The sequence below is a fragment of the Pseudoalteromonas sp. M8 genome (assembly GCF_018141365.1).
GTDB lineage: Bacteria > Pseudomonadota > Gammaproteobacteria > Enterobacterales > Alteromonadaceae > Pseudoalteromonas.
This window is the reverse complement of record NZ_CP047240.1, coordinates 4,141,128-4,164,114: the sequence shown is the minus strand read 5'-3', so window position 1 is coordinate 4,164,114 and position 22,987 is coordinate 4,141,128. Positions and strand designations below refer to the sequence as shown.

Annotated in this window: 17 protein-coding genes and 1 pseudogene; 11 read left to right on the top strand and 7 right to left on the bottom strand. The window is 39.4% G+C overall.

Annotation, left to right across the window (positions count from 1 at the left end; genetic code table 11):
• Nucleotides 1-49 precede the first annotated feature (49 nt).
• From tatB to GSF13_RS23510, 6 genes are all read right to left on the bottom strand, one after another.
• A complete protein-coding gene (gene tatB, locus GSF13_RS23535) occupies nt 50-361 on the bottom strand; it encodes a Sec-independent protein translocase protein TatB (protein ID WP_010606879.1) in 312 nt (103 codons plus the stop codon).
• 6 nt (nt 362-367) lie between these two features.
• Nucleotides 368-604, bottom strand: a complete 237-nt coding sequence (tatA, locus tag GSF13_RS23530; protein ID WP_010376470.1) for a Sec-independent protein translocase subunit TatA — start codon at nt 602-604, stop codon at nt 368-370.
• Nucleotides 605-664: 60 nt separating this feature from the next.
• Nucleotides 665-2,269: a ubiquinone biosynthesis regulatory protein kinase UbiB gene (ubiB, locus tag GSF13_RS23525; RefSeq protein WP_211867286.1), complete on the bottom strand. Its 1,605-nt coding sequence runs from the start codon at nt 2,267-2,269 to the stop codon at nt 665-667.
• 1 nt (nt 2,270) lies between these two features.
• Nucleotides 2,271-2,885, bottom strand: a complete 615-nt coding sequence (locus GSF13_RS23520) for an SCP2 sterol-binding domain-containing protein (protein ID WP_211867284.1) — start codon at nt 2,883-2,885, stop codon at nt 2,271-2,273.
• An 8-nt stretch (nt 2,886-2,893) separates the two neighbouring features.
• Nucleotides 2,894-3,649, bottom strand: a complete 756-nt coding sequence (ubiE, locus tag GSF13_RS23515; protein WP_010376465.1) for a bifunctional demethylmenaquinone methyltransferase/2-methoxy-6-polyprenyl-1,4-benzoquinol methylase UbiE — start codon at nt 3,647-3,649, stop codon at nt 2,894-2,896.
• A gap of 118 nt (nt 3,650-3,767) precedes the next feature.
• Nucleotides 3,768-4,769, bottom strand: a complete 1,002-nt coding sequence (locus GSF13_RS23510; RefSeq protein ID WP_211858832.1) for a GGDEF domain-containing protein — start codon at nt 4,767-4,769, stop codon at nt 3,768-3,770.
• Nucleotides 4,770-5,369: 600 nt separating this feature from the next.
• On the opposite strand from GSF13_RS23510, the pseudogene GSF13_RS23505 reads away from it, so the two are divergent.
• Nucleotides 5,370-6,934 (top strand): annotated as a pseudogene (locus GSF13_RS23505) (DUF885 domain-containing protein).
• A 74-nt stretch (nt 6,935-7,008) separates the two neighbouring features.
• Here GSF13_RS23505 and mtnK read toward each other — a convergent pair.
• The gene (gene mtnK, locus GSF13_RS23500; RefSeq protein ID WP_211867282.1) at nt 7,009-8,211 is read right to left on the bottom strand and encodes an S-methyl-5-thioribose kinase; all 1,203 of its coding nucleotides are present in this window, start codon (nt 8,209-8,211) and stop codon (nt 7,009-7,011) included.
• Between the two features lie 120 nt (nt 8,212-8,331).
• On the opposite strand from mtnK, the gene mtnA reads away from it, so the two are divergent.
• The 10 genes from mtnA (at nt 8,332) to GSF13_RS23450 (ending at nt 22,931) form a co-directional block, all read left to right on the top strand.
• Entirely contained in the window at nt 8,332-9,354 is a 1,023-nt protein-coding gene (gene mtnA, locus GSF13_RS23495; protein ID WP_211867280.1) for an S-methyl-5-thioribose-1-phosphate isomerase, read from the top strand.
• A gap of 102 nt (nt 9,355-9,456) precedes the next feature.
• On the top strand, nt 9,457-11,400 hold the full coding sequence (locus GSF13_RS23490; RefSeq protein WP_211867278.1) for a S9 family peptidase: 1,944 nt from the start codon (nt 9,457-9,459) through the stop codon (nt 11,398-11,400).
• Between the two features lie 277 nt (nt 11,401-11,677).
• Nucleotides 11,678-12,733 carry a helix-turn-helix transcriptional regulator gene (locus tag GSF13_RS23485; RefSeq protein WP_211867276.1) on the top strand — a complete coding sequence of 352 codons (1,056 nt, stop codon included), beginning with the start codon at nt 11,678-11,680 and terminating at the stop codon, nt 12,731-12,733.
• 171 nt (nt 12,734-12,904) lie between these two features.
• Nucleotides 12,905-14,398 carry a hypothetical protein gene (locus tag GSF13_RS23480; protein ID WP_211867274.1) on the top strand — a complete coding sequence of 498 codons (1,494 nt, stop codon included), beginning with the start codon at nt 12,905-12,907 and terminating at the stop codon, nt 14,396-14,398.
• A 164-nt stretch (nt 14,399-14,562) separates the two neighbouring features.
• Nucleotides 14,563-14,991, top strand: a complete 429-nt coding sequence (locus GSF13_RS23475) for a GNAT family N-acetyltransferase (RefSeq protein WP_174170250.1) — start codon at nt 14,563-14,565, stop codon at nt 14,989-14,991.
• Nucleotides 14,992-15,033: 42 nt separating this feature from the next.
• Nucleotides 15,034-16,644, top strand: coding sequence for a serine hydrolase (locus GSF13_RS23470; RefSeq protein WP_206473454.1), 1,611 nt, complete (start codon nt 15,034-15,036; stop codon nt 16,642-16,644).
• Nucleotides 16,645-16,742: 98 nt separating this feature from the next.
• Nucleotides 16,743-18,140, top strand: coding sequence for an alpha/beta hydrolase-fold protein (locus tag GSF13_RS23465; protein ID WP_211867272.1), 1,398 nt, complete (start codon nt 16,743-16,745; stop codon nt 18,138-18,140).
• A 312-nt stretch (nt 18,141-18,452) separates the two neighbouring features.
• Nucleotides 18,453-18,686 (top strand): hypothetical protein, encoded by a 234-nt coding sequence (locus GSF13_RS23460; protein ID WP_010606866.1) that lies wholly within the window; start codon nt 18,453-18,455, stop codon nt 18,684-18,686.
• 78 nt (nt 18,687-18,764) lie between these two features.
• Nucleotides 18,765-19,235, top strand: a complete 471-nt coding sequence (locus GSF13_RS23455) for a hypothetical protein (RefSeq protein WP_211867270.1) — start codon at nt 18,765-18,767, stop codon at nt 19,233-19,235.
• A gap of 846 nt (nt 19,236-20,081) precedes the next feature.
• Nucleotides 20,082-22,931, top strand: a complete 2,850-nt coding sequence (locus GSF13_RS23450; protein WP_211867268.1) for a pitrilysin family protein — start codon at nt 20,082-20,084, stop codon at nt 22,929-22,931.
• The last annotated feature ends 56 nt before the right edge of the window (nt 22,932-22,987 follow it).

Genomic DNA, 22,987 nt, shown 5'->3' with positions numbered 1-22,987 from the left:
TAAATATCCAAAACTTGAACCCATTCTAACTATCTAACTGGTAGATTGATTAGTCTTTATTTTTATTATTTTCGGTTGATTTATAAGAATGTCTGACTGATTCAGCCGCTTCCTGTAATTCTTGAACGGATTGCTTGAGTTCGGGGGCCAAATCTTGCATTCCCTGTTGTTCCGCTTTCTTTAAATTATTATGTAGCTCGTGAACGCGTAACTCTTCACTTACTTCAGCTTTGACTGAATTAGCGACAGACTTTACCGTTTTTATCCATCTCGCTACGGTGCGGATTGCAACGGGAAGACGTTCAGGGCCAAGTACAATTAGACCGACGATAAGAACGACCACTAACTCCCACATACCCATGTTGAATTACACCTTATCTTTTTCTTTCTCTGATACAGGTTGTGCTTGCTCAGTTGTTGTATTTTTTAACTTTTCTGGCTCAGAGTCGGTCGCAGTTTGCTCATCCGATACCGCCTTTTTAAAGCCTTTAACTGCACCGCCTAAATCACTACCAATACCGCGTAGTTTTTTAGTTCCAAATAACAAAACAATGATGGCTAAAATAATAAGTAATTGCCAAATACTGATCCCACCGAATCCCATAATAACTCCATTGATACTTACTGCTTATGAATAATGATTATACGCCTAGCGAGCAAAAAATCACCCTGTTTTACGCCATGCGCCAATAAATACTAGCACGGCAATAATCGCAAGTAGGCTACTTGCGACAGGTTTGTCAAAAATAAAGCTCAATCCCGATATTATTGCAAAACTACTCGCTGCTAAGCCTAACAACAGCGGCTTTGTAGCAGTATCTGCTTTTTGTGTGACAGGTGGAGGTGGGCGGCGCTTGAGATTTTGATAAATCAAATCTGGCAGTTCAGGCATTTTTTCAGCCCAAAATGGTAAGTTTGCATATAGCTTTTTCGCCACCGCGAAAGGGCCTACTTGCTCTTGTACCCAATGCTCTAAAAATGGTTTTGCTGTTTTCCACAGATCTAACTGCGGATAAAGCTGACGCCCTAGACCTTCTACATACAGCAGGGTTTTTTGCAATAATACTAATTGTGGTTGCACTTCCATGTTGAAGCGCCTTGCCGTGTTAAACAAATTCACTAGCACATGGCCAAAAGAGATTTCTGCAAGCGGCTTGTTAAAAATAGGTTCGCATACGGTGCGAATGGCAAACTCAAACTCTTCTACGCAGGTATCTGCAGGAACCCAGCCAGAGTCCACATGAAGCTGTGCCACCTGACGATAATCACGATTAAAAAAGGCGATAAAGTTTTCGGCCAAATACCTTTTATCTTCACGGTTTAAGGTGCCGACTATGCCGCAATCTATGCCAATGTACTTAGGGTTATGAGGATTTTCACGAGCGACAAAAATATTGCCAGGATGCATATCTGCATGGAAAAAACTGTCACGGAAGACCTGTGTGAAAAAGACTTCCACGCCGCGCTCGGCCAGCAATTTCATATTGGTGCCTTGCGCTAACAAGGCTTCGGTGTCTGAAACCGGAATACCGTAGATGCGTTCCATCACCAGCACGTTTTTACGTGAATAATCACTATATACCTCAGGGATATACAGTGAATCTGAGTCTTCAAAGTTGCGTCTGAGTTGAATTGCGTTCGCGCCTTCTCGCATCAAGTCTAGCTCGTCGAGTAAGGTTTTTTTGTATTCCCTAACAACTTCCACTGGGCGCAGACGTTTTCCTTCGCTGAGTAAATTGACAACGATTTTAGCGAAACGCTCCATTAAAGAGAGATCGGCATGGATTTGTTTTTCGATATCGGGACGAATAACTTTGATCACGACATCCTTCAGATCTTCTTTGTGTTGTAGCTTGGCAGCATGCACTTGCGCTATTGAGGCTGAAGCCAGCGGTTTTGATTCAAATTCAGCAAAGTATTCATGAATATCGTCGATTTCTAGCGCTTGTTCAATGAGCTTTTGTGCCATCGCGGGGTCAAATGGTTGAACTTGATCCTGCAAAAATGCAAGTTCTTCGGCAATGTCTGGTGGCAGTAAATCTCGACGGGTCGAAAGCATCTGGCCGAACTTGATCCACACCGGCCCCAAAGTTTGTAGTGCCAGACGTAGGCGTGTGCCTACTGGTTTGTCTTTATGTTTGTTGCGCAGCCAAAACAAACTTGCTCGAGCGAGTTTACCGTACCAAGGCTGCTTATGCGCAGGGACGATTTCGTCTAAACCATAGGTTAAAAATGTTTTGGTGATCTGATGCAAGCGAAGTAAAGACAACCTAATTTCCTTTGTTCTGCTGAAGTAATGCGCTGAGGCGTTGATTTAAGCTTTCGACTTGATTGTTTAATGTTCTCACTTGCTGCTTAAACTGTTGAAACTCGAGCGGGTGAGGCGCAACCTTCAACTCATCTTGAAATAACCCAGTTAGTGTTGCTTTGGCTACCTGTCCATCTTGCTTTGCGCGATGCGCTAACTTATGAAAGGTATCTACGGCAACTTGTGCGGGCCCATCACCAACATATTTGGCGAGGTGTTCCGCCCAATCAATATCAAGTGTTGCTAATGCATTACTATATAGTTGTGCGAGCGCCAAATCCCCTTCAAGATCGAGCTTATCTTGACGGATAAGCGCAGTGAGTTGGCTTGGATCTTTGAGCTCAAGCAAGGTTGGTAAATCGGCACTAATTGAACAATCGGCTTCGCCATCAAAAGGACATAAAACGTGAATGTTAATGCCTGTGTAAGTAATAGCTAAACAAGTATTTTGATCTCGAATATCAACACTGAGCACTTTGTGTTGGCCTTTACTTAGCACATGCTTTAGCTCAGGTGAGAGTTTAAGACCTTTGTTTAAAGCCGTCTCAAGTACGGCGCCAAGTAATGAAGCTAACACAGCAACTCCTAGAATTTAAAGCCGCGATGAAGGGCGACGATGCCTCCGGTCATATTTTGGTAGTCAGTTTGTTCAAAACCGGCTTCATCCATCATGGATTTTAGCGTTTCTTGATCTGGGTGCATGCGAATAGATTCTGCAAGGTAGCGATAAGACTCACTGTCATTTGCAACTAATTTGCCCATTGCAGGTAATAGTGTAAATGAATACATATCATACAGCTTTGCCAGCGCTTCATTATCTGTCTTTGAAAATTCAAGTACCAGTAAGCGTCCACCTGGCTTTAGTACTCTGTACATTGAGCGCAATGCTTTATCTTTATCAGTTACGTTACGTAAACCAAAGGCAATAGTGATGACATCAAAAGTATTATCGTCAAATGGTAGCATTTCTGCGTTCATTTGAACGTATTCAATATTGCCAACAAGTCCCGAATCGCGTAATTTTTCGCGGCCTACTTTAAGCATTGAGTCGTTAATATCACCTAAAACAACTTGTCCTTTATCACCAACTAATTCGCTAAATCTTGCGGTTAAATCACCCGTACCGCCAGCAAGATCAAGTACTTTGTGACCAGCGCGTACACCTGAGCAGGCAATAGTTTGACGCTTCCACAAACGATGGATACCGAATGACATCAGATCATTCATGATGTCGTATTTTGCAGCTACAGAATGAAATACGTCTGCAACCATAGAGGCTTTTTTGTCGGTCTCGACTGTTTTGTATCCAAAGTGGGTAGTATTGTCTTGTGACTCTTTCATGTGGGTTCCATCATTACTCTGCAACTATGCTTGCTAGTGTACTTGATTGGTAGCCGTAGGTGCAATTTCTTATCCGTGTTGTATTGTTGAAAATGCAAACAAAAGAGGATATTGCGGATCAGTGACTAATATAACAGTGTTGGCCGAGAGAATGTGCTTTCTGTGCAGCGTAACCTGCGCGTTTTGCCAACATATTAAAGTCTTGCTCTGGTGCAAGTTGGGCTATCCCAAGGGCCAGAGACACATTCGGTAATGGAATTTTCCCTTTCGCGCTGACAAACTTTAATCGCTCAACACCTTTACGCACTTTTTCCGCGATAACACTCGCGGTATCTAAATCTACATCGGCAAGGATAACCGTGAATTCTTTTTTTCCTGTGCGACCAGGTAGGCCGCTTTCAACGACATAACGTTTGATATTATTGGCGATACGATTAAGCACAACTTCACCCACAACATCACCAAACCGTGTTGAAAACTCGTCAAGGTTATCAACTTGTATAGAAAGCGCACAGACGGATTTTTGCTGCGATTGCCATAGGGACACTTTTTGATGAAGATAGTGACGCTTATAAAGACCCGTTTGTGGGTCTAATAAGTGTTGTTTACGCAAGTCGAGTAGTAACTTTTGATTACGTTCATAATCTAAACGCGATTTTATTAACGCTTGTTTAAATTGTTTGTGCTGTTTTAGCAATAGCTCAGTTTGTTTGGTGAGTGTTGATAGTGCGCGCTTACTCTTTTGAATGTTGTGTTCATCTAAATTATGCACACATTGACTGACTTGTTGGGCAAAGCGAATAACCTGCTTTTGAGAGGTTTCTGCATTTTCGTGTAATTCAGTCACCAAAGAATCAACACCTTCAAGCAATTCAGATTGTGTTTTTTGTCCTTGATCTAGAAACTGATAGTAGAGTTGCTCAATGAATACACAGTCTATTTTTGTGTGCGCTTTGATGGCTTTGTTGATGGCACAGTCGAGATCTTTGTTCGTGGCGCTAATATGGGTATAAGCAACCTGATAATTTAAAGGCGTGGGCGGCAAATGATGTTGCTCTAAAAACAGGCACACCTGTGTCATTTTTTCTTGGGCAACAGCCATGGGATCATGGAACATCATTTCATTTACCACAACAATTAATTATCAAACGTTAATGAACTACCACCAACTCCATCGGTGTAACTCTTGTCCTAATTGCACTAGACCTACATTAATCTGTATCGTCCGAATTTAAAAGTAAAAAATTTGTCTTTGAAATAGAAAATTTACATTTTTTTGTTGAATTGCTGATTTTCTCATCAATTTTTACTAGGTTGAGTAAATTGTATTCGATCTGAGATATTCGTGATTCTGTCGAATTAAGTTGCATCTGTTACGGGACTCTCCTACTTTGACTAGCAGAAAGTTCATTTCACCATAACAAAGCTCAGAGCGATGGATAATCATTATTTTTTGGCTATTTTATCGCGAGCTGAGTAACAACAACGTATCGAGGAAGTCAGCGTGTTATCACCAAAATTAAAGCTGTGGACTAAGCGTTCAAGCGTCGCCGTTTATTTAACTGTCGCCTTATCAGGTTGTGCTATTACCGGAAGTGACAATAACGCTGAGTTTACTCAAATAGCTGGCAGCGTTATGAAATTTAGAAGTGATAACAATGCCTATGGTCGCAGTGATACAAAAGTAGAGTTTCTGCTACCAAACCTCAGTGCAGAAAAGTTGGCGACCACAAATCAGCAGCGTCTACAGTTTTTGGCTCAGCTCGACAATATCGACACTTCAGCGCTAAGTGAGGAAAATCAAATCAATCTCACTATTTTGCGTGCGCAAGTGCAGAATAGCGTCGATGAATATCGTTTTCATAGTCACTATATGCCGCTCACCTCTGAATATGGTTTTCATTCCGGTCTGTCTTTTATGATCTCGAGTCATGACTTTAAGAAACGTGCTGGTTACGAGCTATATTTAGCACGTTTGCAGCAGGTTCCTCGTTATTTCAAGCAAAATATCGACTGGATGAAAGAAGGTATGGCGATTGGTCTGACTCAGCCGAAAGCTGTGCTTGAAGGTTATGAAAGTTCTATCGAAGCCTATATCGTTGATGATGTGACAAAATCTGAGTTTTATGGCCCGTTTACACAAAACCAAGCGGGTTTACCTGATGCTGAATTTAAAGCGCTGCAACAGCGTGCCAAAAAGATTATTCAAGGTGATGTGATCGCTGCATATCAAAATTACCTTAATTTCTTTGTCAATGAGTATCGTCCTGCGGCTAGAACTGAAATTGGAATTTCTTCGACACCAAATGGTGAAGCGTTTTATGCGAATCGTGCTAAATACTACACCACCACGAATATGACGCCAAAAGAGATCCACGAGCTTGGTCTTAAAGAAGTGGCTCGGATCCGTGCAGAAATGGAAAAAATCATTAAAAAAGTAGGCTTTAAGGGGTCTTTTGCCGACTTTGTGCAGTTCTTAAGAACCGATCCACAGTTTTATGCTAAAACCCCGAAGCGTTGCTTAAAGAAGCTGCATATATAGCAAAGAAGATGGATGCCCAGCTACCTAAGCTATTCCATACATTACCAAGAAAGCCATACGGTGTCGCTCCAGTGCCTGCGAGCATTGCACCTAAATATACAACCGGGCGTTATTCGGGTGCACGTAGCGATACTGACGCAGGCTATTATTGGGTAAATACCTACGCTCTGGATAAGCGCCCGTTGTATGTATTAGAAGCATTGACTCTACATGAGGCCGTGCCTGGTCACCATTTGCAGATCTCCTTGAATGCCGAGCTTGATTATCTACCGGAATATCGTCGTAACGAATATATTTCTGCTTTTGGTGAGGGATGGGGGCTATATTCTGAGTTTTTGGGTATCGAAGCCGGGTTTTATCAAGATCCTTACAGTGATTTTGGTCGCTTAACCTACGAGATGTGGCGAGCGGCTCGTTTGGTTGTAGACACTGGCATGCATATGTTTGGTTGGAGCCGCGAGCGAGCGATGAACTTTATGAAAGACAACACTGCATTGTCCTTACATAATGTTAAAACGGAGACTGATCGTTATATCTCTTGGCCGGCTCAAGCGCTGTCATACAAAATTGGTGAACTAACCATTAAGCGGCTACGTCGCAAAGCAGAAAAAGCACTGGGCGATCAGTTTGATATCCGTGAGTTCCACCATCAAATCTTACGTCATGGTTCTGTACCATTGTTTGTGCTTGAAGACCAAATCGACAAATATATTGAAACCACGATGAATCAAGCACGTAAGTAATCGAGATTATCCATTTAATAAAAAAGCCCAAAGTAAAGACGTTGGGCTTTTTTATTTTATTAGCCTAAGCTAGTTTAGTTTACAAAACTAATGATTAGCTGATACACATCATCAGTCGTTCGGCATTTATTGGCATTAATGATGAGCTGTTCACCTAAGTGCAGTGCTCGCTGTTGTGCCGCTAAGCGTGCATCTTCATCTTCAATCGCATCTATGTCCGCAACATGTGCGAGACCAATGGTGCGGCGGATCAATTCACACCCACAATAACCAACCGCGTCTTGCAATACCTTAGTGAGGAAGTATTCCGCGTAGCCATCTGCTTGCAATGACAGGTCGCGTGTTTGTGTTTTTGCCAGTTCAAGCCAAGTTACATAGAAGTTAGATAGGGTGGTGGCGATACTATCGAGTAAATACACTTGCATATTTCGACGTTTTGGCAGAGCGTTAATGCGAGCATGTTGGGCACAGTAGTTGAGCAATAAATTGCCGATAAATGAGCCTAAATCAAAGCCAATGGGGCCAAAAAAGCCAAACTCTGGATCGATTAGCTTAGTGTGCTTGGCATCGACGAAAATACTACCATTATGGACATCACCGTGGAGCAAGGTTTCTGGAGCATTGAGAAACTGGGCTTTGAGCTTTGCCACTTCAACTAATAACGTCTTATTGTTTCTTAGCATTTCCACAGACGATTGCAATGCGGCTGGAAAGTTGTTTCTTTCAGCATCGCGGTATGGGTCGTCGAAGAACAAATCTTCAGTGATTGCGCACAGCTCAGGATTAGTAAACTCGGTGACTAGGGCTTTCTTTTCACTCGGTGTTAAGTAAAAACTTGAGTGATAAAAGCTGGTTTTTGCTAGGTAATTTGCGACGTCTTTGCTGAGTCTTGCAAAGGTGTTTGCTTGGTTTAATTCACCGCGCAAAATGCGTAGATGACCAAGATCTTCCAACACAGTTACCGCAAGCTCTGTATTGTGGTGCAGCACTTTTGCTGTGGTATCTGGGCAGAGCTCACCATGGCGTTGTAACACACTGGCTTCAATTCTGGCTCTGTCTAATGTCAGTGGCCAGCTCTCACCAACACATCGAGCGTAAGGCAAAGCTTGCTTGACAATGATGCTATTTTCTTGCGTGTCTTGCACGCGGAAAACCAAATTCAGATTGCCATCACCAAACTCATAACAAGATAAGGTTGCATCTTTATCAAAGAAGCTTCCTAAATTAGTAATGTAATCAATAACTTTCTCTGCATCAAATTCAATGTAGCTCGACATGTTTCTGCACCTTGTGGATATTTGCTATTAGCATTCTATATTTTTAAATGTTTAGATGTCTATACTTCTTTAGATCTTGATGTAAAATATCATTAGTACACTTTGAAAGAGCGGGATGTCATGAAAACCTTAATTGCACGTAGTCTTAAATTCGAATCGGGCGTGGTACAGGTATTGGATCAATACTTACTGCCACATCAACAGGTGTGGCATGAATGCCGCGACGTTGCGACGATGAGCGAGCTAATTCTGACACTTAAGGTTCGCGGTGCTCCGCTTATTGGTTTAGCGGCAAGTTTGTTAATTGGTTATCTTGCCGAACAGGGAGAAGACAAAGACACAATTGCTCGTTCGATAGATGAACTTGAAGCAACGCGTCCTACAGCGGTGAATTTAATGCACTGCATGGCGAGATTGCGTGAAGCGTTACAAGCGAATGATTGGCAACAACAAGTGATCACAACCGCTGAACAGTTATTTGAAGAAGACACTGCGCTATGCGAGCGTATGGCAAACATAGGTGCAGAGCTTGTGAATGCGGGAGACAATATTCTTACCCACTGCAATACTGGCGCGCTGGCAACGGCAGGTGTAGGCACCGCACTTGGCGTAATTCATCATGCTGCAAAACTACATGGTGACATTCATGTTTGGGTTGATGAAACTAGGCCACTGTTACAAGGTGGTAGGCTCACCGCGTTTGAACTAGATGCATGGCAAATCCCATACACGCTAATCTGTGACAATATGGCTGCGAGTTTAATGGCGGCGGGTAAAGTCGATAAAATCTTTGTGGGGGCAGATAGGATTGCGGCAAACGGTGATTTTGCGAATAAAGTCGGCACTTATAATCTAGCAGTGTTAGCCCATTTCCATAATATTCCTTTTTATGTGGTTGCCCCGATCACAACATTAGATAGCAGCTGTCCAAATGGCGCAGCCATTCCAATTGAACAACGTGCCAAAAGCGAAGTAACTGGTGTCAGTGGCAGCTTTGGTGATTGCCAATGGGCACCCAACAATGCTGAGGTATATAACCCAGCATTCGATGTTACACCAGCGAGTTTGATCACTGGGTGGGTGTTGGATACGGGGTTATTTACGGCTGAGGATGTTGCCAAGGGAGAATTTTTACAAAGTTAAACATTTGTAAATTATACAACTACCTAAGTGACTAAACTCTTGTTACAATGTACCCATTAAAGTGATGACTATTTTTAATAATAATGGAGAAGTTATAACAGGATGAAAAAGTTACTTATTTTAATTCTTTCCTTGATGGCGACAGCTGTGTTTGCTCAGCAAGACATACCGTTGGAGGCATTTAGCAAAGGTAGTGAGTTTTCAAGTGTAAAAATATCACCAAACGGTGAATACCTAGGCTTTATCACTAAAGCTGAAGGAAAAAGTATCTTGGGTTTTCTAGAGCTTGATGGATTTAAGGTTATTCATGCCGTGAGATTCAACGGTAATGCCCAAGTTGGTCGTTATGAGTGGGTTAACGACAACCGTGTAGTACTTGAGAAAGAGTATATCCGAGGGTGGCGAGATCACCCTGAGTATCATGGCGAATTATTTGGTGTAAATGTTGACGGTAGCCGAGGGAGATACTTAGTTGGATATCAAGGTGAAACTCAAACCGGATCACGACTGAAAAAAGCGACACCTCTGTATGGCACTTCCTACATCCTTGACCCTTTGGTCAATGATGAAGATAAAATGCTGATCGTGACTTATCCGTGGTCAGGCTCTAAGGAGCCAGTAACTGTGGTATACGAAGTCAACGTCCATTCAGGTGTTAGACGAAAAGTCTCTATATCTCCGCGTAGGATGGGGCGTTTTTTGACAGATCATCAAGGGGAGGTGAGAGCTGTTGCTTCGACTGATGATAATGGCAACACATCTGTATTTATAAAAAATACAAAAGATAGTGACTGGAAAGAGTTAACACTAGCACAAGATCTTGATGACTATTGGCTACATGGTTTTGATGAATCGGGTAAATTGGCGTATCTATCCGCTGCAAAAGCAGGAGAGCCGCGAGGGGTTTATCAACTGACACTGGAAACTGGCAAGCTCAAGCATTTTTTCCAAGACAAATTAGTTGATCCATCTAAAATATGGCGTGATCCGGTTAATCAAACTCCTTTCGCAATTGAGCTCGATCCGGATTATCCGACGTATGCGTTCGTAGATCAAGATTCAATATGGAGCCAACGACTAAAGTCGCTTATAGCTTCAATACCGGGGAATCAGATCCGCATAGTAAGTGGTACTCGAGATGGCAGCAGAGTTATCGTTTTTGCTGGTAGTGATATTAATCCTGGAAATTACTATCTATTTGATAGCAAGAAAAATCAACTTGGGTTATTAGTCGCAAACCGTAGTTGGATTGATCCTAATAGTATGTCAACGATGGAAGCCATCAGTTTTAAAGGACGTGATGGAATTACTATTCACGGGTACCTCACCACACCACAAGGTAAAGAAAAGAAAAACCTTCCTTTGATTGTTATGCCGCATGGTGGACCTCACGGACCAAGAGATTATTGGCAGTTTGACCCAGAAGTGCAAATGCTCGCGAGCAGAGGTATGGCTGTATTACAAATTAACTTTCGAGGGTCAGGTGGTTATGGAGATGCATTTGAAGAGCTTGGCTATAGAAAGTGGGGCAAAGAAATTCAATATGACATCATTGATGGAACCCGTGACTTAATCTCTAAAGGTATCGCTGATAAAAATCGGATTTGTATTATGGGAGCGAGCTTCGGTGGTTATTCGGCATTGCAAAGCGCAATATTAGAACCAGACTTATTCCAATGTGCTGTAGGTGTGGTTGGCGTATATGATTTACCACTGATGTTTGAAGAAGGTGATATTGCTCAGCGTAGTTCAGGGGTCGCATATTTAGAACGTGTACTTGGCACCGATGAAAAGCAGTTAAAGGAATTTTCTCCAAGCTATAATGTCGAGAAGCTTAAGGTTCCAGTCCTTATCGTACATGGTGGTGAGGACCAAAGAGCGCCAATTGAACAAGCGGAATCTTTAATTGATGCACTGAAAAAGGCTGATAAGCCTTATCAGTATTACTTACTTGAAGATGAAGGGCATGGTTTCTATAAACCGGAACATCGTCTGAAATACTTTAAGAAAGTGCTGGCATTCTTAGAAAAGCCCATGCAGTTATAGTAATAAAGTACAATGATAGCCAGCAATTGATGCTGGCTATTATATTTCTCAACTAACACCTTCAATACTTATCTTATTCGAACTGAGCAAAGCTTTTTAAATTCAAGAACAGTTCAAAATCACGCCACATGCTAGGTGAAATCACACATAATCGGTTATGCTTTATCCAAAGCTTAGCCATTCATTATGACAGCTTCAAATGCTCACGATGCAGATTAATTTTCTTGTAATAGAGCGCAATAGGCACTACCGATTATATAAATTAATAAGGGAATCGATGTTTTCACAAACCGTTCAGTTGCAGCCAGTAAACATCTTGCAAATAGTTTTTACAGTGGTTTCGGTGTTAGGAGTGATTTTAGTCTGGAAAATGGATAGATATCGAGGCGTCTTATTTCTTTTCATATATTATTCTATCTTAATGATATTTAATTTATATGAAGAAACACGAGGTCAAGATGGGTATATAGTAACTCCAATTTTTACACTAATTAAAGGGCCAATAGTCTACTTTTTAGTTAGATGGATAATTAATGAAAAGCCTATAGCTTCTAAATTAAAGTTTCTGCATGTGGCACCTGCAATTTTAGCATTACCCTTCACGCAACATGTCCAGCTTATTATCTTGATTGCTACATTTAGTCAAATTACCTACTTAATTGCTTCTTTAAAGCTAATAAAGCGATATCACTCCATATCAATGGCCGTCCGCTCTGACGCACTGTCATTAAAGTTAGATTGGGTTAACAAGATAATTTATGTTTTCTTTATCTTTGCTCTAGTAGATCTTTTAAGGTTAAATTTGCAGCCATTTAACGCCATTGAGATAAAGGCTGGTTGGTATTTTATTGATGTATTGGTGGCGCTGCTTTTGATGTGTTTTCTAGTAGTTAAAACTGCTCATCAACCTGAGCTATTTGATGATATGGTTCCCTATGAAGACTTGAAGGTGAAAGTTTTAGAATGTGATCAACAATCTAACTTAAAATTAGCACAACAATTATGTGAAGATATTACAAAAGTAGTATTAGAAAAAGAGCTTTATAAAAAGCCAAGGTTATCACTAATAGAAGTTGCGAATGAAACAGGTTTTAAGTTGAAAGACGTTTCTTGGTCTATAAATTTTTCCACAGGTTATAACTTTTGTGAATTCATTAACAACATGAGAGTCAATGAAGTTAAGAAACAAATTGTTCTGCCACAAGAATCTCACAAAAGTATCTTAGAAATAGCTTTTGATTCAGGTTTTAACTCAAAATCTGTTTTCTATAGTACATTCAAATCTACGGTAGGAATGACTCCTAGTAAATACCGAAGTTCACAAAAACAGTGAGTTAACCGGTCCTATTTAGTCCCAAATCATGATTTGGGAAGACAGAACTAATTAAAAAACGGATAGTGTTGTAAATTCGATTTGACTACCAAGTGCACCAGCCGTCTCCAATGCTAATTGAAGGCTGCTTCAATGCTAGTCGTAAGATAAACACTATTTTGTAGGTTTTATATGTTCAAAACTATAGCCGTTACACTTTCCTTTGCTTTTTACACCTTGTTTTTTTCACCTCCAGTATTAGCTGATCATTACACTGTTTTTATCACTAAGAACAACCCCAGAATAGCGAAAGTTAAAGCAGTTCTTTTCCCACATGGTCATGTTATTTCCATGAATGAGCAAAATGTTCATGGTTTGAAAAATGGCTGGGGAGGATTTGTAAGAAACCTCACAGTATTAAATTCAGATGGAGAAACTATTCAGATTTCTGAGGTTGAAAATAGTAAATGGGAACTAATTGGATACGAAAATGGAAAGATTACTTTGTCATATGATGTCGTTTTAGGACACGACACAGTAATTCCTAAGATAAAATTTGGTGATAATGGAGCTGCTTATGCAACAGAAGATGGTGTAATGTGGGCTGGACGTGCTCTATTTATTGCAGGGAAGCCAAGTAAAAAAGTAAATATAAAATTTGAAACCCCCAATTCTTGGGCCATTACTACTCCTTGGGAAAGTGTTAATGATAGTACAACTGAATTCTACGTGGAGGGGACGAGTGATCTGCAAAACTCAGCATTCTTTGCGGGTGAGCATACTCAAGGTTCTTTTAAAGTAGGAAATGTACAACTAAGAACGGCTTTTTCAGGTGAATATACTCGTAAAATGGTTGACGATATAAATCAGAAAGTTGACCAATTTTTTCAATATTACGGAGCTCAATATCAATCACCTTTAAAATCTAGAATGGTTCTTATAGTTTCAGATCGTAATGATGGAGGAGGGGAGGTCATGGGCAAAGCAATATCAATATCGGTAGGTCCAGCTGACAAAAAATTTTTAGATAAAAGTAGCAAAATCCCCTTGGGTATTTCACGGCTAGTTGCTCATGAGCTGTTTCACGGTTTCGCATTCAATCAGTTAGAAGTTGATGATAAAGGTGATAAGTCCGCATTATATGAATGGTTTAATGAGGGGTTTGGAGCTGAGTATGCTTCTCAACTTGCACTATTAAGAATAGGTATAAAAAATGAGTCTGAATTTTTAGATGGTATTTTATATAGAATGAAAGAATATGAAGCTGAAGCCGATGGAAAGTTAACTCTGATTAGTGCTGGTGCTGATAAGTCTGATAAATCTACCACTGTTTATTGGGGGGGCATGATTGCAGCTCTTACTCTTGATTTCAAAATCCGAGCCAAAAGTGAAGGGAGACGAAGTTTAGATGAGCTGTGGAGATATTTACTACAAAACTATCCAAGAGGTGGAAAAGAGATGAATTTGAATGAGCTATATAAATCAGTAAGTAAATTATATGGAGAATCAATAGCCTTAGAGTTTAAGGATTATGTAACAGTTCCTAATGTTATTCCATTTTATGACGCCGCGAAATTAATGGGGCTGAAATATAATGGTAGGAAACTGCTCAGAGATAGCTTAGCTACTAAAAGTCAGAAATTGTTATGGGAAGAATTTGTTTTAGGGAAAGGAAGTAGTTTATAGATCTAACTTTGTTGAATTTATAATTTTTATTTTTAGTGTGGTGTTGAGATAAGTTGATTTTTAAATGTGTTAGTCCTTTTTAAGTGAAGTAGGTGGCTCGTCATGAATTTAAAATTCTGCTTTTGTGTTTGGTTTTATAAAATTAAGTGAGCGATTATATTTTTATGAAAGAAAGATCGATTTTAGATGTGAGAATTCAACATAACGCGCCAAAAGTAAAGGAGTTTATTGATTTACGATGTATCGTAGGTTGGGAAAAACAAGATACAAAGACAGCTTCAAAAGCATTGGCAAACACCTTGTTTCATGTCGTTGCAAGATTAGATTCAAAGCTTATAGGAATGGGAAGAGTGATTGGTGATGGAGCTATGTTTTATTACATTCAAGACGTAATTGTCGACCCTAAATATCAAAGTATGGGAGTTGGAAATTTGTTAATGGAAAAAATTGAGATGTATTTATCAGAAAATGCAAACGCTGGAGCTACAGTAGGACTTTTTTCCGCAAATGGTAAAGAAACATTCTACAAAAAATATGGATATTTAGAAAGGGATGGTAGTCAGTTAGGTTTTGGTATGTGCAAGTTTTTATAATAAAAATGTTTTTTATTTGGGGTTTTAATGGTGGCTTGTGCAATGTTTGAAACTAAAATATTTAATTTTTTTGGTTTTGTTTTTATTAGCTTTTTTGTTTCAAGTTATTTGTTTGCTGCTGAAATATACCCAGATGTTACTTGGCTTCATTACAAATCTCCAGAACAGGCTGGCTTTACTTCAGAGCGATTAGATAAAATTAAAAAGTTTTACAATAAGAAGTCCTTCTCAGCGCTTTTAGTAGTTAAAGATGGCGCCATTGCTATAGATTGGGGGGAGAATGACCGAAGGTTTCCTATACATTCGATTAGAAAGAGCTTATTGAGTGCACTATATGGGATTCACTCTAGTTCTATCAACTTTCAAGCAAGCCTTGCAGATCTAAACTGTAATGATAACTCATTGCTGACTGATCAAGAACTATCAGCAAAGGTTTTTGATGTTATATCGTCTCGGTCTGGAGTCTACCTTCCTGCAGCCGCCGAAAATAATGAAATGAGATTAAACAAGCCAGCTAGAGGTAGTTATAAGCCAAGCAAGTATTGGTGGTATAACAATTGGGATTTTAATGTTGCAGGTACTCTGTTTTCGAAAATTACTGGAGAGGAAATTCTTGGGTCAATTGCAACTCAATTGGCAGCCCCTTTACAGATGCAAGATTACCGAGTTACAGACGGATATTATGTAAAGGCTGAGTCTGAACATTCAGCTTTTCAGATTAGGATGTCATCCCGCGACTTAGCTAGGTTTGGTTTATTATATGCTAGAGGTGGGGTTTGGAATGGCAAACAGTTGATTCCTCATGAGTGGGTTGTTAAAAGCACTAGCGCTATAAGCAACACGAATATGGGTGATAAATACCCTCCTTATTTCGGCCTTATGTGGTGGGTTGAAGAAGATGGTAGTTTTAGTGCCAGAGGGAATGGAGGGCATACTTTAGCTGTTTACCCTTCTCTAGATATGGTGGTGGTTTTACGTACTGATACATATTTGGAACACACGGTTTCTGCCAAGTCAATTCATAAAATGCTCAGCGGCATTATTTCTATTTCGAAGGGTCAACAGCATTCGAAACCGAGTTTGATTACTGAAACACAACAAGAGGCTGATAAAAAACAGATCCCTGAACTATATCGATTTAATAATGCAAGCATTGCTTTAGATAATGGGCTTTTAGTTAGCATCAACTTCAAAAATGAGACTTTATTTGTTGATTGGGGAACGGGAAAATTTGAACTTAGTTACTTGAATAATAATCGATTTATTATTTCTGATCTCCATGAGCCACTAGAAATTGAAGTAAATGATGTTGGTGAGCTAATTGACATTAAAACACCTAAGTTGTTTTTTATACAAGCAGCAACAGCTGCTAAATATGATGATTTATTAATCGCGGAAAGCTGGGTTGAAAAAGCCATTAAGATGAACCCTAACTCGCCAATACCTTATGTAAACCTGGCCAAAATACAGATTGAAAGAGGTAATAAAGAAGGTGCAAAAGAAAACCTACAAAAAGCCTTATCTATTGAGGTTAATAACAAGCAGGCAAAAAAGCTTTATCAGAAAATCTTATTAAAACAGTATTTTTTTCCTGGTTTAATGATTTTGATACTAGTTGGATTTTATTTAAGGTCGTATAAAGGTAAAGTGTGATTTTAACTTTGTTTTTATATTTTTAGTTGGTGGTGTGTTAATTTTAATCTTTGTGGTTTCGGGTTGGTTCTCAAGAGATAATTGTGTAAGGTTTTTAAATGAAACGTATTGTTGTTTTTATAATTTTGTTAATTCTATCTTGTAATGTTGCTATATCAAATGAGGGATTTTCAAATTACGAAGTAGTAAGTGAAAAGTTTAATTACTACTCAGCTTCACATAACGAAAATAGAGTAATACTAGTTAGTTTGCCTAAAAGTTACGCGTTGGATAAAAAAAGGAAGTACCCTGTCTTATATGTTTTAAATGCAGAGAAAAACCATATATTGGCGACAGAGATTGCAAGCTTCCTTGCATCAAAAAATCAAATTCATGAAATGATTGTGGTTGGGCTACCTAGTAAGGATAATTACTTTAATGAGAACCTTCCTTTTCTAAACTCAGAGTCATATACCATTTCCGAATTAGCAAAAAAGCACGAAAAATTTATAAGAGATGAAGTCACGCAATTTATAAGTGAAAAGTTCAGGATAAACAATACCAAGTTTATAGCTGGGCACTCAATGGCTGGCCTATTTGTATCATACTTGTTTTTGCAAAACCCTACTGGCTACAATGGACACATTGCAATTAGTCCTGCATTTCACCATGCTAAGCAATTTAGTAAGAAGTTAAAGCTGTACTTCACTAATTCAAGAGTTAATGAGGGAGCAATCTATTTCTCTTTAGGAGGGCTAGAGCACTCTCTAATTACAAAAGAATTTAACCACGTCGTTGATATATTCAAAAGTAATGTCTCAGGTAATTTGTATTGGGGATCTGAAATTTTGAAATATTCTGATCACAATACAACTAGTTTGAGTGGGATGATTCAGGGTTTGAGTTGGTTATACAATGGACTTTCTCTTACTGAGGAATTTATTTCTGGTCGTTCTTTTGAAGATGTTATATTGCATTATGAAAATTTATCAAAAAGAATAGGCTACCCTATTATACCAAGAGAAAACTCTCTCCTAGGAATGGCTTCATTCTGTATGTCTAGAACAAAAGATTACAGTATGGCGAATCTACTTTTGAACCTTTCAAATCACTACTACCCTGATTCTGTTTTGAGTAGGAAATCATTTCATATATATGGGAATTGGATGAAAGGAGGATTGTCAGCTATTTCGAGTTCAACGTCTAAAGCTGATGATTTAGATGAATCTATCTTAATATCATTAGCTTACGATCGTTTAAATAGTGATGAAGTAGGAGAAGCTATTGAGTTGTTAAAGTTTGTTGTTGGCTATTTTCCTAATTCGATAAATGGATTTGATAGTTTGGGTGAAGCATATGAAAAAGGAGGAGAGTATGACTTGGCTAAGCTTGCATATAGAAAAGCGTTGGAGTTGTCTATAGAGGGAGATGACCAAGAATTTATAAACATAGAAAAAAGAAATATTGCGAGAGTTAAAAAACTAAGCGCGAAAGTATTACAGCAAAGTAAGCTATGAAATCGAAACTTAATCAAATGGGAAAAGACGTCGTAGGAATATATGCTAGTGTGATTATTTGGAGAAGCTGACCGTGTTCTGCACTTGGTGTTCATGACTATATGATAACAAGACCCTAAAAAGGTGTTAGATCATTCAGTTTAAGGTAATCAATACACAAACCATAATTGACAGTGTAGTTTAAAGGTGCCTGGGCTTGAACTCAGAGTGTGTTCAACGAGCGGAGAGGCCTGAAATGGTATCAATAACGGCTGGACAACTAAAGATAAACATCGTCTTACAATGTTGATTCAACGGTAATAGGGGTTATACATGATTAAAGGTAGTTCTAAAAGAAAGAGTGTGGAAGATAAAGGAAAATCTAAAATTACCTTTTATTTTTTGTTTGCACTTTCAATTGCTACTTTTCTATTTTTTATGATGCCGAACTACAATAATGGTGATAATTTGTTTCCATTAATTGTAGTGTTTATAGCATATTGTGTAGGTGGGGTAGGTATTTACTTTTATGTTTTTTATCCTTCTGGAAGTAGGTTGGAAAAGTAAAGTGTATATAAATGGATGTTTTTTTTAATTTTTATATTGGTTATTTTGAATTTTATTAATAAGAAAGGGTGAAATATTATGAGTGCTAAAAAAGGTGTTATCTTATTGGCTATAGGAGCTACTATTTTCTTCAGCACGGCACTAGCGCATCTTTCTTGTATTTACTTTGGACCTCAGTGTTATTCATCACAGATGGCTCCTCCCGAGATTATCGAGTCTGCAATGAAAGGGACTCTACTAGCCCCAATCGGAACAATTCTAGTGTCTGCGATATTCATGGTGCTTGGGTTGTATGCATTATCTGGTGCAGGGCTATTGCGCAAACTTCCTTTATCGAGGTTTTGTATTTATCTAATTGCGTTTGTATGCATTATCCGAGGCGTTTTACCTATTCAATTGTATTTTCGCCATCCTGACAAAACAAGCAACATTGTCTTATCCATTGGTATTACTTGGTTGCTAGTTGGCTTGTTATGTTTTTTCGGATATAGAACGGTAAATAAGCAAACAGTCGGACACTTTGATAAAAATAAGGAAGAAGCAAGGTAATTTATTGATTATAATTCATAAAATGGTAAGTGTTACGCATTTTTCGACTAGGCCGATTAAGGTGAGTTTACTTTTGAAATGATTGAAAGTATTCACAAGATGACAGTCGCGAATTCAAGTTTGAAGTGCATCGCTCGCAAAATTAGGCTGCTTTTGCCTAATTCATCGAATATAACCGCTTGTTGTCTAAACCCTGAACATTTTCTGGGCCTCGTATTGAGTGCCCGTTATCTATTCAGGGCTCCACCTTTTTCTAATCCTAACTCAACAAACGCAATGGAGGATTGGTGCATTTAGCTGCAAGTCGTTTTCGTTTATGCACTGTTGAGTGGGCGATTTCAGTCAAATAATGACATCGAATACTATTGTACTATGACTCACTTTTAGCTTGTTTCTATCACCCTATAAAACTCATTGCGTAAACAAGCCTTAACTTGGTATCTGCTCTTATCTTCTGGCGATTACAGAGTACCACCAACAAGCAATTGATGCTTTCTCACCCTTTAATCATGATTGATGGATTTATTATCTGAATTCGCGAGCTATTTCCGTACTCCGAAATGGCTTATAGGCTTAATGCAATAGGTATAAAACGACATATTCGCATTGTTATCGTTATCTAACACTTCACTATTTGTTGTTCCAAAGGCTAAAAATAATTTCATTATATTTATAACTATTTGATTTTAGAGCTAATAAAAATAAATAAATTCATGATGACTCGATAAGCGACTTAAATTTCTTTGGCTTGTAATCTTGTCGCCAACAACGGGGAACGCTGAACGCTTCTAGCTTTGTTCCATACGAGATAACCGCCAAATTATAAAATAAATGTAAGGATTTTTTATGCTTTTAAACAAAGTTGCAATCGCAGTCATAATGGCCGCAACATTGAACGGTTGTAGTCAATTTCAATCTTCTGATGCGTCAAAGTACGCTGGTGCAACATTAGTGGAACAAAAAAACATTGAGGGCGGTGATATTGGGATCGCTTATCAAAAGTTTGAACTCGATAACGGTTTGACAGTTATTCTTCATGAAGATCATTCAGACCCATTAGTTCATGTAGATGTAACTTACCATGTTGGATCTGCACGTGAAGAAATGGGCAAATCAGGATTTGCACATTTATTTGAGCATATGATGTTCCAAGGATCAAAGCATGTAGCTGACGAAGAGCACTTTAAAATAGTGACGGAAGCAGGTGGTAAGTTAAATGCAACAACCAGTACAGACAGAACAAATTACTTCCAAACAGTGCCAGTAAATCAACTGGAGAAGATGCTTTGGTTAGAAGCGGACCGTATGGGATTCTTTGCTCAAGGTATTACTCAAGAAAAGTTTGAGATACAACGCGCCGCGGTAAAAAATGAGCGCATGATGCGATACGACAACGTCCCTTATGGGCAAGCTTTAGAAAAGCTGCACCAAGCGCTATATGACTATGGTCACCCCTATTCATGGATGCCGATTGGCTATATGTCTGATTTAAATCGTGCGAATTCAAATGATTTGAAAGCTTTTTTTAAACGTTGGTATGGGCCTAATAATGCGACGTTGACTATTGGTGGTGCTGTAACTCCAGATGAGGTTTTACCACTTGTACAGAAGTACTTTGGCTCTATTCCAAAAAGGGAGACTGTTTCAGATGCTGCAAAGCAACCCGGTACATTAGTTGAGTCTCGTTACGTTTCTTATGAAGATAATGTATCACTACCGATGCTTAGAAAAGTGTACTCAACGGTTTATATGGGGCATAAAGACGAAGCTGCGTTAGATGCGATTGGTTATTTTGCAGGGCAAGGTGAAAGCTCAGTGTTATATCGCGAATTGGTTGATACACAAAAAGCGGTAGCGGCATTTGCATGGCATCAATGCTTTGAACTATCTTGTCAAATGGCTTTTGGTGCACTTCCTCATCCGGTGAGTGGTGAGACACTGACTAGCTTAGATAAGCGCATTGATGAGTTAGTTGCAGATTATATTCAAAATAAAATTACCCAAGAAGATGTTGATCTTTTTATCACTAAAAGAGAAGCAGAGATTGTGAGAGCGCTGCAGAGCGTGGAGGGTAAAGTTTCTATGCTGGCTAAATTTGAGACTTTCCATGAGAATCCAGGTTTCCTAACTCAACAGCTTAAAAATGTTAAAGCTTTGAAAGTTGGAGATATAAAACGTGTATTTGAGCAATATGTTGCTAATAAGGCGAATGTTGTATTGAGTATTGTACCAAAAGGAAAGCCAGAACTTATCGCGCAGCAAGACAACTATACGCCGAAGTTTTATGAGCCTAAAGCAACTGAGGAAGTACGAGACGAAGTACAACTTCCCTCGATTACTGATAGTTTTGACCGCAGCATTAAACCGCAGGCAGGTGTTGCAAAAGCAATTACATTGCCAGACTTATGGCAAGTTAAAATTGATAATGGCATAGACGTATTAGGAGCGTTTGATACCGAAACGCCAACCACAACATTGCTACTTCAGATCCCTGCTGGTCGTTTATATGACCCTGAAAATAAAGCAGGGATCGCACTTTTAACGGTGGAAATGTTGGGTCAAGCTACAACACAGAGTACGCCGTCAGAGCTGGCACAGCAATTGGCAAAATTAGGTGCTGAGATCGCATTCGAAGCGAAGTCTGAATATATCGAGATTAAGCTATCCACATTAAGTAAGAACTTAACCGCGACACTAGATATCTTGTCAGAAAAGTTGTTACAACCAAAGTTTTCGGAGTCGGACTTCGCGCGAGTTAAAAGCATGGTTTCAGAATATAGTAAATCTGAACGCGATAGCGCAAAATTTCTGGCAGATAGCGCATTATCTCAGGTGATGTATCAAGAAGGAAACTACAGTAAACCTTGGTTGCCGTCTCAAGCAGAGCTTGCGACTATTGAACTTGCAGATGTTAAATCATTTTATGCGCAGCAGATACGTCCACAAGGTAGTAAATTATCAATTGTATCCGATGTTGCACAGTCGAAATTGATGTCGGCATTAACTAGTGCGCTATCACAGTGGCAAGGAAAAGGTGAGCTGGACATGGCGCTTCCTAAATTTGCTCCCCTCGATAGTAATATCGTGTATTTGGTACATAAAGAGAATGCACCTCAGGTCCAGATCCGTGTTGCTCGCCATGCCGCTGCGGAAGATTTAGCTGCGGAGCACTTTAAAAGTCAAATCATGAACTTTGCCTTCTCCGGCAGCTTTAACAGTCGAGTGAATCAAAACCTGCGTGAAAACAAAGGATATACATATGGTATCGGAGGACACTTCTCTGGATATGGTGATGCCGGTCAGTTTGTCCTCGCTTCAGGCATTAATGCAGCAAACGTTGCTGATGCGCTGACAGAAATCCAACAAGAGCTTAGCAAGATTAGTGAGCACGGATTAACTGATGAAGAAATTCAATTCACAAGAAATTCGATCGCGCAAAGAGATGCGCTGAAATACGAAACACCAGCGGCAAAATTAAACTTCTTTGCGATGATGCATGCTCATAATGTTGATGCTGATATTGTTGATGTCCGAGCTAAAATAATTGAAACAGTTGGCAAAAAAGAGCTTAATCAGCTGGCGAGCAAGTACTTTACTCCAGCCGAGATGACTTATGTTGTAGTTGGTGACACCAACACGCTAAGCAAGCAGCTTGAGGGTAAAGGCTTCACTGTAAAGCAACTGACTATTCAGTAGGTTAGTGTAATCGAAAGGATCCCAACCATGGCGAGCTTATAGAGCTCGCCATTTTT

Coding starts and splice junctions, on each gene's coding strand:
- tatB (WP_010606879.1), bottom strand. CDS start 361: ATGGGTATGTGGGAGTTAGTGGTCGTTCTTATCGTCGGTCTAATTGTA.
- tatA (WP_010376470.1), bottom strand. CDS start 604: ATGGGATTCGGTGGGATCAGTATTTGGCAATTACTTATTATTTTAGCC.
- ubiE (WP_010376465.1), bottom strand. CDS start 3,649: ATGAAAGAGTCACAAGACAATACTACCCACTTTGGATACAAAACAGTC.
- GSF13_RS23510 (WP_211858832.1), bottom strand. CDS start 4,769: ATGATGTTCCATGATCCCATGGCTGTTGCCCAAGAAAAAATGACACAG.
- mtnK (WP_211867282.1), bottom strand. CDS start 8,211: ATGTCGAGCTACATTGAATTTGATGCAGAGAAAGTTATTGATTACATT.
- mtnA (WP_211867280.1), top strand. CDS start 8,332: ATGAAAACCTTAATTGCACGTAGTCTTAAATTCGAATCGGGCGTGGTA.
- GSF13_RS23490 (WP_211867278.1), top strand. CDS start 9,457: ATGAAAAAGTTACTTATTTTAATTCTTTCCTTGATGGCGACAGCTGTG.
- GSF13_RS23485 (WP_211867276.1), top strand. CDS start 11,678: ATGTTTTCACAAACCGTTCAGTTGCAGCCAGTAAACATCTTGCAAATA.
- GSF13_RS23480 (WP_211867274.1), top strand. CDS start 12,905: ATGTTCAAAACTATAGCCGTTACACTTTCCTTTGCTTTTTACACCTTG.
- GSF13_RS23475 (WP_174170250.1), top strand. CDS start 14,563: ATGAAAGAAAGATCGATTTTAGATGTGAGAATTCAACATAACGCGCCA.
- GSF13_RS23470 (WP_206473454.1), top strand. CDS start 15,034: ATGTTTGAAACTAAAATATTTAATTTTTTTGGTTTTGTTTTTATTAGC.
- GSF13_RS23465 (WP_211867272.1), top strand. CDS start 16,743: ATGAAACGTATTGTTGTTTTTATAATTTTGTTAATTCTATCTTGTAAT.
- GSF13_RS23460 (WP_010606866.1), top strand. CDS start 18,453: ATGATTAAAGGTAGTTCTAAAAGAAAGAGTGTGGAAGATAAAGGAAAA.
- GSF13_RS23455 (WP_211867270.1), top strand. CDS start 18,765: ATGAGTGCTAAAAAAGGTGTTATCTTATTGGCTATAGGAGCTACTATT.
- GSF13_RS23450 (WP_211867268.1), top strand. CDS start 20,082: ATGCTTTTAAACAAAGTTGCAATCGCAGTCATAATGGCCGCAACATTG.